This window comes from Vibrio sp. Vb2880 (genome assembly GCF_033337975.1).
GTDB classification, from domain to species: Bacteria; Pseudomonadota; Gammaproteobacteria; order Enterobacterales; family Vibrionaceae; genus Vibrio; species Vibrio alginolyticus.
This window is the reverse complement of sequence record NZ_JAWORT010000007.1, coordinates 13511-36401: the sequence shown is the minus strand read 5'-3', so window position 1 is coordinate 36401 and position 22891 is coordinate 13511. Positions and strand designations below refer to the sequence as shown.

General features: G+C 44.4%; 18 protein-coding genes. 7 read left to right on the top strand and 11 right to left on the bottom strand.

Going from position 1 to position 22891, the window contains the following annotated elements:
- Positions 1-93: 93 nt before the first annotated feature.
- Together R7M92_RS09815 and R7M92_RS09810 are read right to left on the bottom strand one after the other, a co-directional pair.
- The gene (locus tag R7M92_RS09815) at positions 94-2034 is read right to left on the bottom strand and encodes an alkaline phosphatase D family protein (protein WP_318133268.1); all 1941 of its coding nucleotides are present in this window, start codon (positions 2032-2034) and stop codon (positions 94-96) included.
- A 9-nt stretch (positions 2035-2043) separates the two neighbouring features.
- A complete protein-coding gene (locus tag R7M92_RS09810) occupies positions 2044-2394 on the bottom strand; it encodes a hypothetical protein (protein WP_017634942.1) in 351 nt (116 codons plus the stop codon).
- A 235-nt stretch (positions 2395-2629) separates the two neighbouring features.
- Here R7M92_RS09810 and R7M92_RS09805 point away from each other — a divergent pair, with 235 nt between their 5' ends.
- Positions 2630-3934, top strand: coding sequence for a MipA/OmpV family protein (locus R7M92_RS09805; protein WP_318133266.1), 1305 nt, complete (start codon positions 2630-2632; stop codon positions 3932-3934).
- A 77-nt stretch (positions 3935-4011) separates the two neighbouring features.
- On the top strand, positions 4012-4386 hold the full coding sequence (locus R7M92_RS09800; protein WP_054574176.1) for a hypothetical protein: 375 nt from the start codon (positions 4012-4014) through the stop codon (positions 4384-4386).
- Between the two features lie 94 nt (positions 4387-4480).
- Here the strand turns inward: R7M92_RS09800 and R7M92_RS09795 are convergent, their stop codons facing one another.
- The gene (locus tag R7M92_RS09795; RefSeq protein WP_115385963.1) at positions 4481-5065 is read right to left on the bottom strand and encodes an FMN-dependent NADH-azoreductase; all 585 of its coding nucleotides are present in this window, start codon (positions 5063-5065) and stop codon (positions 4481-4483) included.
- Between the two features lie 185 nt (positions 5066-5250).
- Between R7M92_RS09795 and hrpA the strand changes: the two genes are divergently transcribed.
- The 5 genes from hrpA to R7M92_RS09770 all read left to right on the top strand — a co-directional run bounded on the left by hrpA (position 5251) and on the right by R7M92_RS09770 (position 13073).
- A complete protein-coding gene (gene hrpA, locus R7M92_RS09790; RefSeq protein ID WP_318133265.1) occupies positions 5251-9237 on the top strand; it encodes an ATP-dependent RNA helicase HrpA in 3987 nt (1328 codons plus the stop codon).
- Positions 9238-9419: 182 nt separating this feature from the next.
- On the top strand, positions 9420-9899 hold the full coding sequence (locus R7M92_RS09785; RefSeq protein WP_021033871.1) for an outer membrane beta-barrel protein: 480 nt from the start codon (positions 9420-9422) through the stop codon (positions 9897-9899).
- A gap of 199 nt (positions 9900-10098) precedes the next feature.
- Positions 10099-10614, top strand: a complete 516-nt coding sequence (locus R7M92_RS09780; protein WP_213966940.1) for an outer membrane beta-barrel protein — start codon at positions 10099-10101, stop codon at positions 10612-10614.
- 362 nt (positions 10615-10976) lie between these two features.
- Complete coding sequence (locus R7M92_RS09775) at positions 10977-12557, top strand: BCCT family transporter (RefSeq protein ID WP_285386019.1); 1581 nt, start codon at positions 10977-10979, stop codon at positions 12555-12557.
- A 126-nt stretch (positions 12558-12683) separates the two neighbouring features.
- Positions 12684-13073, top strand: a complete 390-nt coding sequence (locus R7M92_RS09770) for an ATP-binding protein (protein ID WP_005377656.1) — start codon at positions 12684-12686, stop codon at positions 13071-13073.
- Positions 13074-13092: 19 nt separating this feature from the next.
- On the opposite strand, the gene R7M92_RS09765 is transcribed toward R7M92_RS09770, so the two are convergent.
- The 8 genes from R7M92_RS09765 to R7M92_RS09730 all read right to left on the bottom strand — a co-directional run bounded on the left by R7M92_RS09765 (position 13093) and on the right by R7M92_RS09730 (position 22891).
- Positions 13093-13731, bottom strand: coding sequence for a sugar transferase (locus R7M92_RS09765; RefSeq protein WP_005377654.1), 639 nt, complete (start codon positions 13729-13731; stop codon positions 13093-13095).
- 10 nt (positions 13732-13741) lie between these two features.
- Complete coding sequence (locus R7M92_RS09760) at positions 13742-14932, bottom strand: glycosyltransferase family 2 protein (protein WP_285386018.1); 1191 nt, start codon at positions 14930-14932, stop codon at positions 13742-13744.
- A complete protein-coding gene (locus R7M92_RS09755) occupies positions 14925-16043 on the bottom strand; it encodes a glycosyltransferase (RefSeq protein WP_318133262.1) in 1119 nt (372 codons plus the stop codon). The genes R7M92_RS09760 and R7M92_RS09755 overlap by 8 nt, the downstream gene beginning before the upstream one ends.
- 221 nt (positions 16044-16264) lie before the next feature.
- Positions 16265-17698, bottom strand: coding sequence for a GumC family protein (locus R7M92_RS09750; protein WP_285386015.1), 1434 nt, complete (start codon positions 17696-17698; stop codon positions 16265-16267).
- Positions 17695-18819, bottom strand: coding sequence for a glycosyltransferase (locus R7M92_RS09745; RefSeq protein WP_285386013.1), 1125 nt, complete (start codon positions 18817-18819; stop codon positions 17695-17697). The genes R7M92_RS09750 and R7M92_RS09745 overlap by 4 nt, the downstream gene beginning before the upstream one ends.
- Positions 18820-18934: 115 nt before the next feature.
- Positions 18935-20299: an O-antigen ligase family protein gene (locus R7M92_RS09740; RefSeq protein ID WP_005377645.1), complete on the bottom strand. Its 1365-nt coding sequence runs from the start codon at positions 20297-20299 to the stop codon at positions 18935-18937.
- The gene (locus R7M92_RS09735; protein WP_285386011.1) at positions 20296-21726 is read right to left on the bottom strand and encodes a lipopolysaccharide biosynthesis protein; all 1431 of its coding nucleotides are present in this window, start codon (positions 21724-21726) and stop codon (positions 20296-20298) included. The genes R7M92_RS09740 and R7M92_RS09735 overlap by 4 nt, the downstream gene beginning before the upstream one ends.
- Complete coding sequence (locus R7M92_RS09730) at positions 21719-22891, bottom strand: glycosyltransferase (RefSeq protein WP_213877484.1); 1173 nt, start codon at positions 22889-22891, stop codon at positions 21719-21721. The genes R7M92_RS09735 and R7M92_RS09730 overlap by 8 nt, the downstream gene beginning before the upstream one ends.

Sequence of the window (22891 nt, the reverse complement as noted above, 5' to 3'; positions counted from 1 at the left end):
GAACGGCCACTTTCTCCCCAAAAAACCTAAACTCCTGAGTTAGTTCAAGGTGACTTGCCTCTTACAAAGGGCAAGTCATTTTGGGATTGATACTCAGCTTTCAGCACGTGTCGGTGGAAAATGAACTTCGTCACCATCACTCGTCAGAATACTAATTTGACTTGGTTTGCCTTCATCATCAAGGCGTAGCTCACCAATGGCACTATGGTTAACCAAGCGATAAAAGTTGTGCGTACTTGGTGCGCGTTTGTAAATCTTGAGTCGTTTACGTTTTGTGAACCAGTTTAAAGGTGAGCGAGGGCTGTATAGCAGTCTATCTAGGCCATCACAAATATTGAGCAGTTGTGTAGGGAACTGATTTTTAATTCCACTACAGGTGATTTGATAGATATTCGGACTGTTTTTTCGATAGCGGAGCTTAATATCGTATGCAAAAGAGTAGTGTACGTCGCCAGAGAGAATAACAAAGTTAGTTGGTGTCTTTGTGTGTGTGAAAATACTAATAAGAGTATTCGCACTTCCGGGGTGAGCCATCCAGTTTTCAGCATCAACCATCAATGGTTTACCAAGCATGGTCACCACACGTTGTAGTGCTTCGATAAATTTCACACCAAACATTGGCGCGGCAGAAACAATAACAACCTTGTCTTGATGTACGAGCTCCTGATGGAACTCAATCATCGCTTCCCAGTCCATTAAGCCAGAAGGTTTGTTCATTTTAGACTCAGAACGCCAGCGTCTGGTTCGTGTATCTAGCACGACAACTTTTGGTGTCGTAGGAATGGTGTAGTGCCAATTCTCAAAGCGATACAAATATTGAATAAATGCATCTTGGGTTTGCGAGGTTCGCTCATCGATAAAGCGTTGAGCGAGGCTCATAAATTCATCATTGAATTTTTCTGGCGCATTTCCCCAACCTTGGCAAAGCCAGTAAGCAATCAAGCTATTACCGATAATGCGTTTTGCAAACGTGTTGCTGTATGCGGCTTGTTCCCAGCCTATGGTGAGATTCCAATCGTCGGTGACATCGTGATCATCAAAAATCATATAGGTTGGAATGTGAGCGAGTAAGCGTTGAACCTTGTCCAGACCTGCGACGAATTTATCAATTTGTTTTTTTTCTTCGCGCCATTGCTGCTGCCATTTGGGTTCAAGAACTTCTCCGCCGACAGTAAATTCGTTTTCTAACAAACGATCCGTTCGAACAAGCTTCCACAAGGTCGGAGACCAAACCAATAAGTACATTGCAAAGCACTCAGCAAAGCTTATTAGGTGATTCTCACACTCTTTGGCGCTGAATATTGGTGTCCCTCGGTGTGGAAAAAACTTACTTAGTAAACTGTCATCACTCACATAATGAGGCAACAATTTATCTCGACCATAATAGCAAGCAGGGTGTTGGTAGAGCTCATTGGTATTTTTTATCGGAGCTTGATCGAATTCTTCGCCTGGCAAACCCAATAAAGCTATGACTTGCTCAATGGCATCGAGAGTGGGGCCTGCAACATGGTCTGCATAGATTTGATCACCACTCATGATGAGCATATCCGGTCTTTCTTCAATGGATTGAGACGCGATTTTATGATCCGCAGCGACCAATGTATCATCACTGAAGTGATGGGGATTACGGCAAGAGCCATGTAGGAGATAATCCGCTTTTTCACTAACGAGGAACTCAATACCCAAGTTTGGCGTATTATCTCGCTCATAAGTCAGGTGAGGGAGCCGTTCCGTCACTAATCCATATTGCGTTTTTATTTGATAGCGTAACGCTTGATGGGTTGGAAACTCGCCTTCTAATTTAAGTAAGCAACACCACGCATTGAGGCCGATTTGAAGCTGTTCTTTTTGTTCACTTAAAGGGGCTTGATAAAGGATGGAGGCATTTTCATCCGTAATTTGCACCATACCCTCCAAGCGTTGGGTGGTGACTAGCCAAATATTGATTTCAGTTGCGGTCACTTTACGTAGGATCGGACCTGCAACGACAAGAGGAAGTGAAGAAATTTCAGTCGTGTTCATCAATGCTGGCAAAACGGCTCCTTATGTGTCAGCTTCTTCTTCTAATATTTCGATAACTTGCGAGCTACTAAGTTCATGTCCCATAAGGAACAAACCAAGCATCGCATCGGCTTTTGACGCGTTATTACTGTCTTCATCCAAAATTTGCTGAAGCCGAGTTCTAATTAGGTCGATTTCGTGTTCGACGAAGCCACGCCCTTCTTCGTCACCTTGACCATCTTCTGGTGCATTATCAAAGTGCAAAAACAACATGTCACCATCGAGTTGAGTCCCTATCAACCTCTCTGGCAGCCATGCTTCTCCCATCACAATGTCTGGGTCTGTATCTGCGGGTAAATGATTCAAGGTAGAGATGAGTTCTGATGCTTTCACTTTTTACTTCATTATGTTTGATTTAGAACTAAGCTAGAGTTTAAGCGCTTGTTGTAATGGTAAAATATTCGCAAACAAGCTCACCTAGTCGTGCAATATTAATATGATCTTGGGACTCAAACTGTCACGAGGATGACAACATTTGCCATTGTAACGGCTATCATCAGCAGAACATAAGCTTTTAATGGCAAATCATTGATGTTTGCCTGCTTCTCAACCAACATTTTTCGAACTCATGAAGAGATTAATTCTAACAACACTCGTTTTACCTTTGGCTGCGGCAGTTTCTTCTGCGCATGGTACAGAAGAACAAACGTGGGGGATTGCTGCGATGTATCGCACAGCATCGATTCCGTTTTACACCGCCGATAATGACTCTACGGTGAGTACATTTGTACCAATGATGTTCTTTGAAAACGAACATGTGTATATCAATGGCATTGAAGGTGGCGCTTTTTTGTATAACGAGAGTGATTCCGACTGGCGCGCGAGCGCACTCATGCGATTGAGATTTGTCGATATTCCCATGTCGCTACAAAATGCTAATGAAGGGGACAGAGTCGATTTCGGTGGGCAAGTGCGTTATAGCATTAACGACACTTGGCGCGCAGAAGTAGAGTTGATGACGGACGACGAACTCCAGTTTCACTCTAATTACCGCCTTGCTGCCAATTATGTATTTGGTGATTGGGAATTAGAGCCATCGATTACGATTCGATACAAAGACGCTGATTTCAATAGTGAATATTATTCCTTTAAGGATATTACTGGCGAGAGAATTGGAGCTGGGCTTGACACCAATCTTGGTATTAAAGCGCGTTACCATGTAACTTCAAATTTGTATTTATTGGGTGAGACGAGTGTTACTCGCTTAGATGATAACGCCTACAACAGTCAGCTTGTAGAAGATCGATATCAGGGAGAAGTGTTTGTCGGTTTTGGCTTTTTCAACGATAAAAGCAAAGCTCCGAAACCGACACTGAGCAATAAAGCATATCTACGTATTGCGCATGGTTGGGCGACGCCTTCGAACATCGGTGAAATATTTAGCTTTGAGAGAGAAAAAGACCCATACGACAATCAACTTACTTCATTGTTTTATGGGCATCCATTAACGGATGAGCTGTTTGGTTTTCCTCTTGATATTTATTTAACGCCAGGGTTGGTTCATCACTGGTCGTCCAGTGTTCAGTCTGCGAGCACAGAATACGTCATGGCGATTAAGGCTTATTATACGGTTAATTGGCCTACGACTTGGCGATTTGGTGTAGCGGAAGGTGTGTCATACATTGATAGCATTACCTATATTGAAGGCACAGAAATGGAAGACAAGGGTTATACACCAAGCAAGTTGCTCAACTACTTAGATTTCTCGTTTGATGTCAATGTAGGCGATCTCTTCAACCAAAAGAGCTGGAACAATATGTGGGTGGGCTATTCATTGCATCACCGTTCGGCGATTTTTGAAAGCGCTTCCCAGTTTGGGCGAATTAAAGGTGGGAGTAACTACAATACTATTTATTTCCAGTTCGAGTTTTAGCGCATCGCGAGATGCATATAAGTCGGATTTGCAACTGACTTATTTATCGCCCATTATGAGTGATGATGAATAATACTATGCTGCTTTCAACGAGAAATTTCGTATATCGTGCCAGAGTTAAGGCTGTTTGTGATGCATCTGATGAATCGGATGGCATGAGCACCATGAGTATCGACTCCTCATTCAATCTTCAAATTGAAGCGATAAATTGTACCAACGCTGAATTTGCCAAACGCTTTTTTGCCATTCACGGAGAAGGGCACTTGGAGGGCGATGAATGGTTGGTGTTGTACGTCAACTCTCTTGACGTTAAGGCGGGAGACAATATAGAAATCCGTAGCGATGTCGCGTTTAATGCGATGATCGAGAATATGATAAGCGAAGCTGAGCGGTCTTTAGAAAAAGTCTACCTCGATGCAATACGCAACTTGGAGAAAGTGAATCGTTTTTGACGATGTAAGAGACCCTATAAATACGATCAAGGCATCAGGATCCAAAAAGGGATTGGCGCGAACCAATCCCTTTTGTATTCTGGTTTATTCTAACTTACGCCATTGTTGCAAGTTGGCTTTGCGCTTCTGAAATGCCTTTTTCAGCCGCATCTTCACCCATGTTTAGCGCTTCTGCGTAAACAAATTCCACATCAGTGATTCCTACAAAACCCAGCACAGTGCGTAGGTATGGCGTAACGTTGTCAGTTGGTGAATCTTTATGAATACCACCACGAGTCGTTACTACAATCGCCTTTTTACCTTCAATCAAACCTTGAACGCCGTTTTCTGTGTATTTGAATGTCACGCCTGCACGAGCAATCAAATCAATCCAGTTTTTAAGCTGAGTCGGGATGGTGAAGTTGTACATTGGAGCGGCAATAACCAAAGTGTCTGCGGCCTTTACTTCTTCAATAAGGGTGTCAGACAAGTCGACCACCGCTTGCTGTTCTTGTGAAAGATCTTCCGTAGCGCGCAGTGCAGTCGCAACGGCGAAGTCCAAAACAGGTAGCGGGTTTGCAGCCAAATCACGAACAGTAAGCTTGTCTTGGTCTACATTTTTGATGAAGTTTTCAACCAATTTGTTTGATTGAGAGTAATCGCCAAGGATGCTTGATTTTAGAGCTAGTACACGAGACATAATGGTTATTCCTTAAATAAGTGCTTTCGACTATGGGAGCCATTATAAGCAACGTAAGTGAGTTCAAAAGCCTAGCGATTCGCTGAACATGTTCGAAAAAATTGAATGAGCTTTCGGTTATCTTGTTACAGATCTTGTGTGATACAATCCGCGCAGTTTTTGTAATGAAAAGAATAGGAAACGCTTTGACTTCGTCACAGCCCCCAAAAAAGAATTTAGCTGAAGAGCAAGCGACACCGTCAAATGGTGCGCAAAAAGCGACAGCGAAACAAGCTCAAACACCTCAGGCTCAAGTGAATAGTGCTGCATCTCTGCGTAAAGCGCTGAATCAGTGCATGATGCGCGACCGTTTCCGCTTGAGTAAACGTATTTCTGGTGCAAGCAAAATTAAGAAGGACGCAGCGCGTAATGCTGTGTTCGACGAAATCGCATTAGACATCGCAAAATCCATGATGGTTGCAGAGCAGCGCAGCAACTACAAACCAACGATTGAATACCCAGAAATCCTGCCTGTAAGCCAAAAACGCGACGATATTGCGAAAGCGATCGCAGAAAACCAAGTGGTTATCGTCGCGGGTGAAACCGGTTCTGGTAAAACCACTCAGCTACCAAAAATCTGTGCTGAGCTTGGTCGCGGTAAATTTGGTCTGATTGGCCATACTCAGCCTCGTCGTCTTGCAGCGCGTTCGGTTGCTAACCGTATTGCCGAAGAGATGGAAACCAAGCTTGGTGAGTTTGTTGGTTACAAGGTTCGATTCAACGATCAGATCTCTGAAAATACCCAAATCAAATTGATGACGGACGGTATCTTGTTGGCTGAAATTCAGCATGACCGTTTCTTGAATCAATACGACACCATCATTATCGATGAAGCGCACGAGCGCAGCCTCAACATCGATTTCATCTTGGGTTACTTGAAAGAGTTGCTGCCACGTCGTCCTGACTTGAAAGTGATCATCACGTCGGCAACCATCGACCCAGAACGCTTCTCAAAACACTTCAACAATGCACCAATCATTGAAGTATCGGGTCGTACTTACCCGGTAGAAACACGTTACCGCCCACTAAGCGGTGATGACGACAATGATCGTGACCAGCTTGAAGGCATCTTCGAAGCGGTAGATGAACTGTGCGATGAAGGTTTAGGTGACATCCTGATTTTCATGAACGGTGAACGTGAAATCCGTGATACCGCAGATGCATTGTCCAAACGTAATCTGAAGAGCACGGAAATTGTGCCGCTTTACGCGCGTTTGTCGGCAGGTGAGCAGAATAAGATTTTCCAACCTCACACTGGTCGCCGAATTGTACTGGCAACCAACGTGGCAGAAACCTCGCTAACTGTTCCGGGCATTAAGTACGTTATCGACCCGGGTACGGCGCGTATCAGTCGATACAGTTACCGTACTAAGGTTCAGCGTCTTCCAATCGAGCCAGTTTCTCAGGCGAGTGCGAACCAGCGTAAAGGTCGTTGTGGTCGTGTGGAAGAGGGTATCTGTATTCGTCTGTACTCAGAGGAAGATTTTGAGTCACGCCCAGAGTTTACTGATCCTGAAATCCTACGTACCAATCTAGCGTCGGTTATCTTGCAAATGATGGCACTTGGTTTGGGTGATATTCAAGCGTTTCCGTTTGTGGAAGCACCGGATAAACGTAACATCCAAGACGGCGTGCGTTTGCTGGAAGAGCTTGGTGCGATTAACTCTGAGGTAAAAGACCCGAAAAAACGCCTGACTTCCATTGGTCGCCAATTAGCGCGTTTGCCAATCGATCCGCGCTTGGCGCGTATGGTATTGGAAGCGCCAAAATATGGTGCGCTTAAAGAAGTGATGATCATCGCAGCTGCCTTGTCGATTCAAGATCCACGCGAACGTCCTTCAGACAAACAACAATCGTCAGACGATAAACATCGTCGCTTCTTCCATGAAGAGTCGGACTTCCTGACATTTGTGAATTTGTGGGAATACATCCAAAAGCAGCAAAAAGCCTTGTCTAGCAATCAGTTCCGCAAACAGTGTAAGCAAGACTATTTGAACTACTTGCGCGTTCGCGAGTGGCAAGATGTGTACTTCCAAATTCATCAGTCGATGCGTGAGATGGAATTCAAGCTTAACGATGAGCCCGCTTCTTACCATGGCGTACACAGTGCCATTTTGGTTGGTTTGCTGTCGCACATCGGCATGAAAGACCAAGAAAAGAATGAATATCAAGGCGCGCGTAATGCTCGTTTCCATATCTTCCCTGCATCAGGTCTATTCAAGAAACAGCCTAAGTGGATCATGTCTGCTGAGTTGGTGGAAACCTCAAAACTTTGGGGTCGTATCATCGCAAAGATTCAGCCAGAATGGATTGAGCCGTTAGCTAAACACCTTATTAAACGCAGTTACAGCGAACCACATTGGTCGAAGAAACGCGCTGCGGTGATGGCGCACGAAAAAGTGATGCTTTACGGCGTACCAATCGTACCGAAACGCTTGGTCAACTACGGCAGTATCGATTCGACCGTAAGTCGCGAAATCTTCATTCGTAGTGCATTGGTTGAGGGTGAATGGGAAACCAAACACGCGTTCTTTAAGCAAAACCGTAAGCTTTTACAAGAAGTGGAAGAGCTTGAGCATAAATCTCGTCGTCGAGACATCTTAGTGGATGATGATGAGCTGTTTGATTTCTATGACCAACGCGTTGGCACCGAAGTGGTGTCTGGTAAGCATTTCGATACGTGGTGGAAAAAGGCATCTAAAGAAAATCCGGAACTGCTGAACTTTGAAAAAGAGATGCTGTTCAAGGGTGATGCTAGCCATGTGACCGATTTGGATTACCCGAACTTCTGGCATCAAAATGGTTTGAAGCTCAAATTGAGTTACCAATTTGAACCAGGCGATGATAGTGACGGTGTCACAGTGCATTTGCCGTTGCCGATTTTAAACCAAGTTGAACCAGCGGGCTTTGACTGGCAGATCCCAGGTTTACGCCATGAGCTTGTGGTTAGCTTGATTAAATCGTTGCCAAAGACAATTCGTAAGAACTTTGTGCCTGCGCCGAACTATGCCGATGCATTCTTAGCGCGCGTTACGCCAATGGAAGCGCCGCTGTTAGATTCATTGGAGAAAGAGTTGCGACGCATGACGGGCGTAGAAGTGTTGCGTGAAGACTGGAACTTGGAACAAGTACCTGAGCACTTGAAAGTCACGTTTCGTGCGGTTGATCACCGAAATCGTAAACTGAAGGAAAACAAAGACCTTCATGAACTGAAAGAAAGTTTGAAAGACAAAGTTCAAGAAACGCTTTCCAAAGTTGCGGATGACGATATCGAACAGCAAGGTCTGCATACGTGGAGTTTTGGAGAATTGCCGAAAGTGTATCAACAAAAACGTGGCGGCTACGATGTAAAAGCGTATCCGGCGCTTGTTGATACCAAAGACAGCGTTGAAATCAAACTCTACGAAACCGAATTTGAGCAGATCACCGCAATGCGTGCTGGCCAGCGCCGCCTAATTTTATTGAACGTACCGTCGCCAATTAAATATTTGCACGCCAACTTACCGAACAAATCGAAGCTGGGTCTGTACTTTAATCCATACGGCAAAGTGCTTGATCTGATAGATGACTGCATTGCCTGTGGTGTCGATAAGCTTATTGAAGAGCAGGGTGGTTTAGTTTGGGAGCCAGAGAAGTTCGAAGCGTTGAAAGAACACGTTCGTGCTGAATTGGGTGACACCGTTGTAGAGATTGCTCAACAGGTTGAGACTATTCTGACCACGGCGTTTAGCATCAATAAGAAGCTAAAAGGCAAGATCGACTTCACAATGGCGTTTGCTCTGTCCGATATCAAAGCACAAATTGAAGGCTTGATCTTCAAAGGCTTTGCAACGGAATGTGGCTGGAAGCGCTTGCCGGATATTCTTCGCTACATGCGCGCGATAGAGCGCCGTATGGAGAAGTTGCCTATCGATCCAAACAAAGATCGTTTACATATGCTGAAGATTGAATCTGTGACTCAAGACTATAAAGAGTTGCTGAACAAGATCCCGAAAGGTGTGGCCATTCCTGAAAATGTAAAAGAAGTGCGTTGGATGATTGAAGAACTTCGCGTGAGTTACTTTGCTCAACAATTAGGCACTCCTTATCCTGTTTCTGATAAACGAGTCAAAAACGCGATTGATGCTTGCTAATCAACCAGTAAAATAGTGTCAGATTTGTAATTATCGCTTAAGAAGTTGCTGGTACACTAATTGCTAGTAACTCAATAAGCATTATTTTTTAGTTCTGGGAGGCAATAGTTCGCCTCCCTTTATTTGTAGTACCAACGACTGAGTTATGCAGACGTGGGAATAATAAAGAGTAAAGGTAGATGATGAAAAAAACTCTATTAGCAGTGGCGCTACTTGGCGCATCTTCTGCGGCAATGGCGGATTCTTGGATTTACGGTGGTGCAACAGTAGGTCAGTCTGACTACAAAGGTGAGACGGACACATCATACTCTGTTCACGTTGGTACAGGCATTCTACCTATCATTGGTGTTGAAGCTGGTGTAACACAACACGGTGAGTTCAACGTAAATGGTCAAGACACTAAGCTAACTTCTTACTACGCAGCACTTAAGCCAAGTATCGACTTCGGTCCGCTACACGTGTACGCAAAAGGTGGTTTCCATCAGTGGGACAAAAAAGTGAAAGGCGGCAAAGACGATGACGATTTGGACCTAATGTACGGTGTGGGTGCTGAGTACTTCATTTTTGGCCCAATGTCTGTTGGTGCTAGCTACATGAACTACACTGCTGGTAAAGACGATATCAGCACGTTCTCTGTTAACGCAACACTACATTTCCTATAAGCGTCAAGCTTTCTAACACCATATGAAACACACCGGCTTTATGTCGGTGTTTTTTTGTCTGGAAGTCACAAAACAAAAGTTGAACATAAATTATTCACTTTTAGAGTCTTAAAATGCCTATGCTTTCCAATATATAGTGGCGATTAAATGCGCATATTTGCGTAATGTTTCGCTTAGGAATCGATCAGGAAGGGATAGTATGAAAAAAACACTCTCGTTATTCGCTCTAACGTTGTGCTCAACGTCAGCAATGGCTGACTCTTGGATTTACGCTGGTGGCCAAATTGGTCAGTCCGATATCGACAGCGAAAATGATACAACTTATGGTATTCATGTCGGTACTGGTATTTTGCCATTCATTGGCATTGAGGCAGGCTACTTTAACCACGGCAAAGTGGATTTATCTTTGAGTGGCAGCAGGGGGAGTGCTGATTTTGATTCATTCTATTTAGCGGCGAAACCTAGTATCGACTTCGGCCCGTTACACGTTTACGCAAAAGGCGGCATCAATGCATTCAACGTTGATTATGACGGTGGACTTGGAAACTTAGACAAAGATGATGGCGTCTCTTATATGTATGGTGTTGGTGCCGAATACTTCTTGCTTGACAATGTGTCTGTGGGCGCGAGTTATCAAGCGTTTGGCGTGGATATTGAAGGCGATAGCGATACCGTTAGCAGCGTAACAGGGAACATCACCTTCCATTTCTTATAACGCTCGCTGGATGAAAGGTTTGCTGATTTGGTTTCGTCGTTAATTGTGAAACCAAATCAGCGCAGGTCTTCTCTATTTGCGCAGTGACTGGCTATGAACTTAAGTATTTCTTGTGTCTTTTCTAGTCTACAACCTACGACAAAATCAATCGTTAGACCTCGTAATTTTTGTGTTGATATTATTTCCCCTTCATTTGTCTCGAATTGAGCCTAAAATGCAATAAACCACGACTTTTTGCAAAAATATGTGATTGCTGCTAAAATTCGTCCCGCTTTAAAACTTTAGAGTTCAAATTAATGGAGGGCGGTATTGGAGTTCTTCTCACCTGAGGGGCGTTTCAAATTCACGTTAAATTTGTATTTATGGATAATGCATTTAAAAAATATAGTATTGATACAACCGATTATCAGGTTGGACAGGATAACGTTCAAAAGTGGGGATTCGATATACATAACCCGGTTTTTGGCATTAGTGCGGGGCTCGTTGTTTTCTGTCTGATTTCACTTCTTCTTGTTGAGCCAACCACTGCTCGTGACGTATTAAACGGTCTAAAAAACGGAATTATCGAACAGTTTGATGCGTTCTTTATGTGGTCGACAAACTTCTTCTTATTGTTCGCCGTTGCTCTTCTTTTTTCTCCGCTAGGTAAAATCCGCTTAGGTGGCAAAGAAGCAACGCCGGATCACTCAACCGTTTCTTGGTTGTCGATGCTTTTCGCCGCGGGTATGGGTATTGGTCTTCTGTTCTGGAGTGTGGCTGAGCCGACCGCGTATTTCACTGATTGGTGGGGAATGCCACTGAACGCAGTACCATACACCGAAGAAGCAAAATCCCTCGCGATGGGTGCCACTATGTTCCACTGGGGTGTGCATGGTTGGAGTATTTACGCCCTTGTTGCGTTGGCGCTTGCTTTTTTCGCCTTTAACAAAGGTTTACCGCTTTCATTGCGCGCGGCGTTTTACCCAATTTTTGGTGACCGTGCATGGGGCTGGTTAGGTCACGTTATTGATATCCTTGCTGTACTTTCGACGTTGTTCGGTCTTGCGACTTCTCTTGGTTTGGGTGCTCAGCAGGCAACCAGTGGTATTAACCATGTATTTGGTTTAAACGGCGGCATCGGTACACAAATGGTGGTGATTGCGTTTGTAACCTTTATTGCTGTGCTTTCTGTTGTTCGTGGTATTGACGGCGGTGTCAAACTCCTAAGTAACGTCAATATGATCGTTGCGTTCGCTCTGCTTATTTTTATTACGTTCATTACCTTTGATACTGCGATGGGTTCATTAGTCGACACGACAATGGCATACATCCAAAACATCATTCCGTTGAGTAACCCGCATGGTCGTGAAGACGAAACGTGGATGCACGGTTGGACAGTGTTCTACTGGGCTTGGTGGGTATCTTGGTCTCCGTTTGTGGGTATGTTTATCGCTCGCGTATCGAAAGGCCGCACCGTTCGAGAATTCTTATTCGCAGTCATCGTTATTCCTACAGTTGTTACTTTGATTTGGATGTCTGTGTTTGGTGGTATCGCGCTTGACCAAGTGGTGAATAAAGTTGGTGAGCTAGGTGCAAATGGCCTAACTGATATTTCATTGACTCTGTTCCATGTTTACGATGCGCTTCCGTATAGCTCAGTGATTTCAATGCTTTCTATCGTGCTGATTCTGGTATTCTTTATTACATCGTCAGACTCTGGCTCGCTGGTTATCGATAGTATTACCGCCGGTGGTAAGATTGATGCACCAGTACCGCAACGCATTTTCTGGGCGTGTATTGAAGGCGCAATTGCAGCCGTAATGCTTTGGGTTGGTGGTAAAGAAGCCTTGCAAGCATTGCAATCAGGCGTTGTTGCAACAGGGTTACCGTTTACTTTTGTTCTGCTGTTGATGTGCGTAAGTTTGGTGAAAGGGTTAAGAACTGAACTGCCAGCTTACAAATAAATACAACACGATCCATGATTGAGTTTAAATGCCGAGCCTAATGTGCTCGGCATTTTTTATTTCTACTTTTCTTTTCCAATAATTTCGTTACAGTTTAGGCTTATTCCCACCTCATTAAACTGCATTATGTCACTGGCTAAACTCATTCTTATTCGTGGACTTCCGGGTTCAGGTAAAACAACCTTAGCAAAACAACTGGCAATAGAGCTTGGTGCTAAGCATTTTGAAGCTGACATGTATTTTGAAAATGATGAAGGTGATTATCACTTTGAACCAGTTCAATTACCTCAAGCGCATGAGTGGTGTTTTCAGCAAACTAGAAAGTGGTTGAACAAAGGGAGAGTCGTGATTGTGAGCAATACGTTTGTTCGACATTGGGAGATGAAGCGTTACATGGACTACTGCATGAAGAAGCGCATCGAGGTGGAAATTAAAGTGTGCCACGGAGCGTATCAAAGCATTCATGATGTGCCACCAGCGACGATAGAAAAGATGCGACGCCAGTGGCAAGAGTGACCGTTACCAGAACCGGAAGTTATTGACCTCGTCCGTCAATCATCACAACGAATGTTTTGCTCATGATTGAAAGGTCCATTGAAATCCAAGAGTAAAACGAACCTAAGCTTAGTGCGTAACTGTGGTCAAACCCAACTTTGCGTCTTACATCTTCAATGCATGCATCATAGCCTTGGTTAACCTGAGCTAAGCCTGTGATACCCGGTAACACGCCATATGTGCGCTCTACAAAATAGGGGATTTCATCTTCTAATTTCTGGTAGAAAGCTGGGCGTTCTGGGCGCGGCCCAATCATCGACATTTCACCTCTCAACACATTAAACAGTTGAGGTAGTTCATCTAAACGCGTTTTGCGTAAAAAGCGTCCTACTGGCGTGATGCGGGGATCATTTTCAGTTGCCCATACTGCGCCAGAGCGTTGCTCTGCATCAATATACATGGTGCGAAACTTCATGATTTGAAAAAGATCCATTTTTTCTGGTGTGCAGCGTCCTACTCGCAATTGGCGATAAATCACAGGGCCTTTCGATGTGGTTTTGATCGCTAGCGCGATAAATGGGAATAGTGGTGCAGTGACGACCAAAATAAGCATTGCAACCAGTACATCAAACGTTCTTTTTGCGTGGCATACATTTGAATCGTAGCGTGAGTTTTTCATGATGCTTTCCTTATTGGTTGACGCGTTTCCAACGTCCATTTTCCATTCCGAGCAAATACTTCATACCGCCGATAAAGTTGGCGAGATGACCAATGACGATGTAGCTAATCAGCTTAAAAGGTTTAATAGTGTTAAGTGCTGGCATTAAGTAAGTAATAAGCGCGATGCTGTAAATACCAACTTGTGCGAACAGCATTACTTGAAACAGCGGATTGTGTGCCAGTAGTAGTGAGCAAATAAAGCAAACAATCATCAAATAGGGTGTTGCTAAGCGCAGAACCTTTCCCGATAGAAATGCAAAGGCAGTGCCACGATAACGAGGTAGCAGTAATTTCTTTAATTGCATGAGCTGCTGCATGTTACCCGCTGAAATTCTTAGGCGTCGTTTGAAATCTGCGTCGTCTGAGCTTTGTTCGAGCTCAAGAGCCAGCATGTTTGGCTCGTAAATAGCGCTATAGCCTCGCAAAACGATTCTCATAGGGAGAATAAAGTCGTCATTAATGGTGCTAACTTCCAGTGGTTCAAATAAGTGAGTTCTGAAAGTGTAAAACGCACCGTGGGAACCAATCGTTGAACCTAACAAGGATTCTTGGTGCTTTACTCGAGACTGGTATTGCCAATACGCCGCTTCACCTTGGTTATTAGTGCTCATTATTTGATATGTTGCGTTAACCACTCCAACGTTCTCATTTTGATAATGCTGACTAGCTAGCAACAGAGAATCGCAAGAAATCAATGCCGACGTGTCACTCAGTGCGGTAATGTCCGAGCTAACATGACGCATTTCTTCGTTGAGTAGGGCAACTTTACCGTGATTGATTTGGTGATCATTAATAATGAACAGAGTATCAGAGCAGATTGCTTCTTGAATTGTCGCTTGAGCAATCTCGGCTGTGTTATCTGTGCAGCCATCACATGCGATCACTACTCTTAACTTATCCCTTGGGTAATCTAGGCTCGCAAGGTTACGGATCTTCTCTGCTATCCATTGTTCTTCATTGTAGGCGGGCACGATGACAGTAATAGAGGGTAGCTGGCTGTCTGTTTTGGAGGCTTTGTAAGCTCGCTCTACAAATGGTGCTTTGGTTTCGTCTTGCTGTTTTAAAGGAAGCCACTTAAGGAGCAGTGGATACCCAACGTGATGATAGACAATCAAAAACGCGGATAAACCAAACCCTATAATCCAAAGTAAATCATTCATAGCTAGCCTCCTTGGCCAAACGTGAGTAGCGACTCACCATGTCTCTGATATCAAAGTGTTTGAGAATAAAAGTTCGAGGAGAATGGTGTGATGATTCCAGTTGCTGTGATAACGCTTCGGCCAACGAAAACACGCGATTTGCTTCAACCAGTGTGCTGTTGTTCGGACAGAGCGTCTCTTTCACGCCGCCAACATCCGTCGCGACGCAAGGAATGTCACATGCTTGAGCCTCGAGGGTTGAGAGAGGAAAGCCCTCTTGAAGTGATGGTAAGCAAAACAAATCTAGGCTTTGGTAAAAGCTGGGCATATCGTCCACCAAACCTAAAAAGGTTACTCGATCCTCAAGTTTTAACGTTCTAACTTGTGCTTCCAATTGAGTTCGCTGAGAACCATCTCCAGCAATGGCTAGGTGTGTGTTTGGCGTAAGATGAGAGAAGGCTTCGATAAGCACTTTATGGCCTTTAACTGCTTCTAGACGCCCGGCAACGCCAATCACGATTTTGTCGGTTGGAAGTTCAAACAAGTGTCTTGTTGCCGTTTGGTCACCGCTTTTAAACTTCTGACAGTCAATCCCGTTATGGATAGTACAAACTTTGCGATACTTTAACTTAGTCTGTATTTGATGGGCGACAAAGTTAGCATCGGCAACTACTTGCGGGCGAATCACCGTTAGCAAAAGGGACTGTAGTCGAGCTGATTTTTTGTTATTAAGGTGCCATGCGTCGTGCTCGGTATGAATCACTACAGGTACGTGCGCTAAACGTGCAGCAATACCACCATACAGAAGTGGGCCGATATGATGGGTGTGGACCACATCAGGCTTAAGTCCTTTGAGCATGGAAGTCAGTGTACTGATGGTTTTTCCGCTGAATCCAGGTTTCTTATTAAGAAAGTGCAGTTGGCCTTGGTAGGGCAATAGTTTTTGCCAACCTTGTAGTGCATGTTCTTTACTTCCTTCTAAGCTCACGACAAAAACGGAATGGTTGGGCTGCGCAAAACGAAGTATTTCTAGTACGAGCGTTTCTAAACCGCCAGGAGCTAAGTGTTGCACGACGTGTAATATCACTTTTTTGCTGTGCTCAGTGTTATTGTGCTTTTGTCTGACTTCCATTTTCAAACCCTCGTTGAGTTCTTTGTTTATTTAGGAATTGCAGACAGCGTGCCAAAAAATTAATCATTTAAAAACAATAAGTTAATGTTTATACTTGTGAGGCTTTATGTTTATTCTCAATTTGAGATTCATATTAGTGGACATGCTATGAGGCTGTATAAGGCAGTAGTAAAAGAAAAGCACTCGCCGACTGAGTGCTTGTAAATGAGTTCTTATGGCGGTTAGTTTCCGTACACTACGTTAGGTAAAGTGGTGATGACAGGAACACCAAGGTGTTTTTCTAATGCTCTTTTAGAGCGGATAGAGTTATCGGCTAACTCTAGTATCGCCGCTAATCCAATGCCTAAACCAGCGCCACCAATAAATCCTAAAATGACAAATACAAAACTAGGTAAGTTAGTTGGAATCGTTGGCGTGAACGGTTCATCAATGATTTTTACGCGCTTATTCTCTTCAAACTCTCCCAAAGAACCCGTTAGTTGGGCCATCTCATAGCGTTCGACGAGTTCATCATACATTTCTCTCTTCACTGCGACGTCACGAGCTAAGCGGTTGATTTCTGTTGCTGTGCTCCCAAATTGGTGCGCATTTCGCTCTAATTCTTGGATCATGTCTCGCAAGCTGTTGGTTTCTTCCGTAAGTGCTTCAAAACGTCCGCGCATCATTTGTAATTGATGTAGTTGGGAGACAAGTAGAGGCTGTGCTTCGCCAAGACTGTTTACTGTGGTATTGCTCGCGATATCCCATAGTTGAGCACTGTTTAGTTCTGGTTGTTTAGAGTTCAAGAGTACCGAGCGTTCCTGCTCCAACCGGTTTAATTCTCGCAACTTACCTTGCACTAAACTATGCGCCTCTGTGTATTTAGCGCGAAGCAGGGTAAGTTCACTACGAATGTCGATGATTTGCTCTTCCAGTTTACCGATAACCGGGTTCGTTTTGGATAGTTGTTGATCCAAACTGCCTAGACTTCGTGAAACACCAGCAAGCTCCGCCTCCTTTTCGGCTAGCGTTTGTTTGAGGCTAGCAAGGCGAGTAAGGCTTTGAGCTTGCATTTCGGGCGTCGCGTCTGAGTAAGTATTTTTATATTCTGCAAAGGCTTGCTCTGCCTTGTCTAGTTCTTCCCTACGTTTGTTGATGTGGATAGTCAAAAAATGGCTCGAATCTTTAATCGAAGAACGCTCAGGAGCCAAAAGCTGTTCGACAAAATGCTCTCTGACAGACAGCAGCATCGACTCCATTCCTTCTGATTTACCACTTTGCAATTGAATTTGAATGAAGTCTTTACCGAGTGGCTGAACAGACAGGCGCGACGCGAGATCTTTTATGATGAACTCTTGCTCTTTTGCACTCATCTCATCATTGATCAACGATTGTTCTTTTGCGACAGAATACAAAACGTGTCGGCTTTTTAGCAGAGTACTGAGTGCGCTCAATCGGTCTTTAAGCATTGTTGAGACGGCAAGGTCTTGAAGGAACGGGTTCATTTTCGCTGTCTCTTGAATAAGCATGCTGGTGTGAGCAACATAAGTCGTCGGAACCAGCTTACTTACGATGAAACCCAGCACCGGCAAGACAAGCATTGGTATAACGATCATGTAACGACGTCGCCAAGCGCCATGTAGTAATACACTAAGGTTCTCTCTCAAATCGTTCATAGCGTCCTCACTAATTTCTCAACTTGGTTGGCTCTTGCTTCCCAGCTTTGCTGTTGAACATATTGCTTTGAGTTTGCCGGGGGGGGGATCAGGTGATCGAGACTGGCACATACGTCTTCGACATCTTGAACCACATGAAGCATATGTTTGTAGGGCATTAATGCAGGAAACGGTGTGCTGATAACAGGGGTTCCTGTTGCCAAGTACTCAAGAAGTTTAAGCGGATTACATGCCTTGATTTGAGCGTTATCAACAAAGGGCAACCAACTGGCATCCCAGTGTTGGGAGTAACGTGGCAGAGTGTGATGCGCTCTCGGGCCCAGGTAGTATACGTTGCATCTTTGTGGAAGTGGATTATCACTGAACTCGTTAGGGCCGATGAACACGAGATCCCAGTCAGGCGCTTGGTCTGCGACTTGGGCAATTAAGTCGTAGTCTAACCATTCAGACAAACTGCCATAAAAGCCCAGCACTTTGCGGCCGTTGTCAGGCAAGTCTTTGGCCTTCGGTGCTGGCTCAGAAAACAGACTAACGTTGACACCATGAGGCAAAGTGACGGTTTTATGTGATGGAAACTTGGTGGAGAGTGTTTCGCTTGCCGTAAAGATAACGCTGGCCGCATTAACAAGAGTACGTTCGTGCTTGGCCACCGTGTCGTGGTCAACACCAGCTAAAGCGCTAAAGTCATCGCCACAATAGTAAATCAGTCCACGTGGGTTCATTTCTGCGCAAAGATCAGCAGCAGTCGGGAGCGACGTCCAAAATACAGGCTTATCAAAACCAAGAGCTTGTAATTGTTTGTTGAGTTGGTGTTTCATCATCTTAGCGGCCACTTTTCTTGCTAATGCAGAACTAGGGGCAGGAATGGTGAGCAAGTTGATGATGTGAATGTTTGGGTTTGTTTCAGAGTCCAATGTTGGCTTGTGTGAGCCTACGTTATGAAATACACGAGTGAGTTTGTTTAACGCACGCTGTATGTCTTTAGAATCCAGCTTAGGTTGACGAAGGCCAATGGAGTTCACCCAAAGGATTCGATGGTTCGCTGCTAGTTGCTTGACAATATGCTGAGTGGAAGAGGGTAACCCACCAAAATCTTCTCCAAATACTACGATGTCCGTCATGTGGCTCTCCTTGAGTCTTGGTTATTTGATTACTAATTAAGTGAGTAATCACAATGCGTGCCAAGGAATTAGCCATTTTAAAACAGTGAGTTATGGGTTTTGTTTATGTTTGAAACTAGGATTTCTCATTTTGACAGTCACTTTGAACAATTCGGCTAACTACAACTGTTAATGCCGCTAGAATGTAAATTGGCCAGGTGAAACCTTGAGTCAGAAAAGTGCCTGATACGATGGTACCGATAAGCCCACTTAACACGGCGTTTGCTCCTACAGAGAGGGTGTAATCTGATTTTGGTGTCAACAATGAGATGGAATGCAAAGAGGTGCGGATCAATGACACAATTAAAGTAATGAACACCGCGAGCCCGACAAAACCCGTTTCTGCTAACACGCCAAACCAAGTGCTATGGACGGCGTGGTTGATACCATCCCAGTGTGGGCTGTAGAAATAGTAATTAAAGTAGAAGTTATCTAGACCTACTCCAGTCAACGGGTGATGCAGCGCCATTTTAAATGCCGCTTCCCACGCATAAAGTCGCCCCATCGCAGAGGCATCTATACCATCCTCAGCGGCTCCCCCCGATTCTCGTCCTGAAATACCAGCGAATGCGTAGAGTACGATCGCTGCGATAGCACCTAATACCAAGACTAATGTTTTGCTTTTGATGTGTTTAAAAGCAAAGTAGGCAAATACAGACAGTGAACCTAGTAACCCCCCGCGGCTCTGAGTCTCAATTATCGCAAAGAACAAAACCAAACAGGTGATAAGGGCAAAGAGCCTGAGATGCTTGGGGGAATGCTTCTCCATCAATTGACTAACGGTAAAGGCAAGGGGAAACATCAGCACTAGTGCCAAATCGTTAGGATCGCCAAGTACGGAACCTATGGATCGTCCTATCGACACGCGCGTTCCTTCGACTAAATCAATGCCATTCGCTGCGTTTTGTAATGCCACTAGACCAATCAATAATCCGGCGAAAATAATTGCTTTTGACATCTGAGCGAGCTGTGAAGGTTTAGTAATAAGCCAGGTGATGGCCAACGTCATAATGATGATTTTCCAATAGGTGTTTTTGAACACCGTTATTGCGATATCACGACTGGAAGCGAATATGATTCCGATGATCACCAGACCCCAAAATATACACAGCCACTTTAATGAAGGGTGCCAAAAAGCTGTAATCTGGCGGCTTATAAGAAGGTGAAAGGCGAGTGCGGCGAGTGCCCCCAGTGATAACAGTAATGGGATCTTGAAGTTATAGATAACAGGAAAGGCTTCGTGAATACGAAAGAATGAAAAAATAACGAACAGTGTGACAAGCCAAAACGTTTGATTGAGAACAAACAGTAACGCGAGTGGTGCGAAACACAACGCAACAATCAAAATGGGATGAGGCATAACAATCCAAAGCAGGCCGATACAGACTGTAATCGTCAGTGCTGCGATGGACTGTTTTGTTCTCACCTTGGTTTCATTCATAACGAGTATCTCTTCACCTGTCCACGCCGTTTCACTATGTATCGAGTGAGAGCATTGAGCGTCTCTTTACTCATGTAGCGAGTGGCTATCCCTGCCAGCAAACTGCATGTCAAAATGCAAATTGCGATGGCGATGCCTATTGATTGTGAAGAGTGAAGCAGGAACAGTGCCACACCGGATATAATCTGTAATAAAACCATCAGACTTAGGTGAAAAGGCAACGTCATACATTGTTGGCCTACTACATAAGTCAGGCCCAGCTTACACAGTTGTGCGTAATAAAGCGCAATGAACACACCATAAATACCCAGAGAAGATAAGCCAAACAGCAAAGCAATCGCAACGCACGCAGAGACGACATTTATACCCAGTAGCCAGCGAGTACGACGCTTGTACAAAATGGAGATGTTAATCAACTCACTCCATTCTTTTAACATGGCGATAGGTAGCAAGAATAAGCTGAATAATACCGCCTCATGATAGGTTTCTGGCAGTAAGTAGGTGATCATCACCATTGCTAATGTGCCAACCACTACACTCAAACCTGTAATGTAAATCATACCTAAGTGTGTGATGCGCACTGCTTCAGTGTTCTTGCGCCCTTCTAAGTAGTTAAATCGACGTGGCATCCACCACATGCCAAATGGCTGCACTAAAATACACATGCCCACTGCAAATTTTACCGCTATCGCGTAAATCCCTAACGTCGCAAGAGAAGTGTTGGCACCAATGAACCAGCGTTCAGCGCCATTGAGACAAAATGCTACTAAACCGGCCATCATCATTGGTAGGCAGTAGTTTAGGTATTGTTTTGCCAATGTCAGCTTAGGAAGGGTGACATTGTAACGGTTAACAATGTGCAGCCAAACAAATTGAGTAATAGCAGCCAACAAGCCCCCCCACAAAACAGAAATAACATGGGGCTGAACAGACAGCGCCGCGACGATAAAAATGACCTGAAAAATGGTGGTAGTGACCATGACGTTAAGCAGTGTTCTTGCTTTGTCGTCTTGTGTTCTTAACCAGGCAGTGCCGATTGCAATACTGCCTTCTAAAACGATAGCAAACATAACAATAGCGAATTCGACTCGCGTAAAAGGCGCGGGAATGGGGGCGATTAAAATGATAGTGAGCAAGCTAAGAGCGACGACGCCAGCGATGAGTAAAGCAAGTGAGTACAGCTGGTTTAGTAGGCTTGTGCGCGTATTTTGATCCTGTTCAACGCCGACGAATCGATAAAGCGCTTCATGCAAAGCGAAACTGACAAACAAGGTCGTAACAACACCAAAGGTTGTTAGAAGCTCAAGCTTGCCCATTTGTTCTGGTGAGAGAAAGTGGGGCAATACAGGCAGCATGATTAGGCTGATGCTTTTATTGATCACTAAGGCGATAGCAAATAGCGTCATGTTGGTCATTGCTTTAGACATGATCATATCCTTTGATGTCTTGCGGTGTCTTGAGTGTGCAATCATTGTTGGTAGCAATTTCGCTAGCGAGGTGCTGGGCGATTGGTAAATAACAACGTTCGGCTGTGTATAGTTGAGAAACATTGAGTGCTTCGATACCCATCGTTACTTTCATCCACGGCGATTCATTCAAAAGGCGAATTGCGTTGTGTAACGAAGCCACATTGTTAGGCGTGTATTTAATACAATTGCGGCCGTGAGTTAACACGCGGTCCCAATAACTATCATCATGTGGAATGACGACACACATACCTGCAGCGAGAGCTTCCAAAATAGATAACCCAAAAGGTTCGTTGAGACTGGTGGAAACAAACACACCACACTGTGAACGCAATTCATCTAAGTTGTTTGGGCACTCATGCCATTCAACACCTTGTGTGTTGAAGTCCGGTGTTGAATATTCCACACCTGCCACATTAGGTTTGATGTAACACACGGTGGATTTGATCTTTTTCGACTCATCAAGTGTTAAAGCATCAAGCAAAAGATCGATGTTCTTCCATTTTAGTAAGCTAGCTGCCCAGAAAACGCGGCTTGAAATCGGATTCGCTTGTTTTGGCCAGCGATCTTTAGATAATCCATTAACAAACGTAGATGTATTCAAACCACACCAATAGCGTTCGGTGGCTGGCTTCTCTGTTTTGAGGTAGACCTGTAATGCTTCTACCATTGATTCGCGGGTGTTTGCCAAGTAGTAAATTGCCGATGCTTTTACTAAGCAGTAGCCAGCAGATCTCGATCGTCCAATAGGACCATGAACCATCTGTACCACAGGCTTTTTGCTAATTAATCGTAGTAAGTACAAAGGCATATCATTACTTGGGCAAGATAGGCCCAAAAAGCTATCTATTTTTGGCAGCTTCATGCACGCGTAGAGAAGTTGGAGAAAGTAGTAAGCGTTCATCAACCAGTAGGTCAGGCCATGAGTCGAGTTAAATGGTGATGGTTTTATTTTTATAACTTGCACACGCGGTGTATCACTAAGCAGTGACGCCCAATGCTCTGGATTTGTAGTGAGTAGATAACCAATCACGTTCAGCTTATCGCACTGCTTAAGGAGCTCTGCATTCGCGATTTTGGATCCACCTTGCATTGGGATGGCGTCGAACATCAATACACGTTTCAT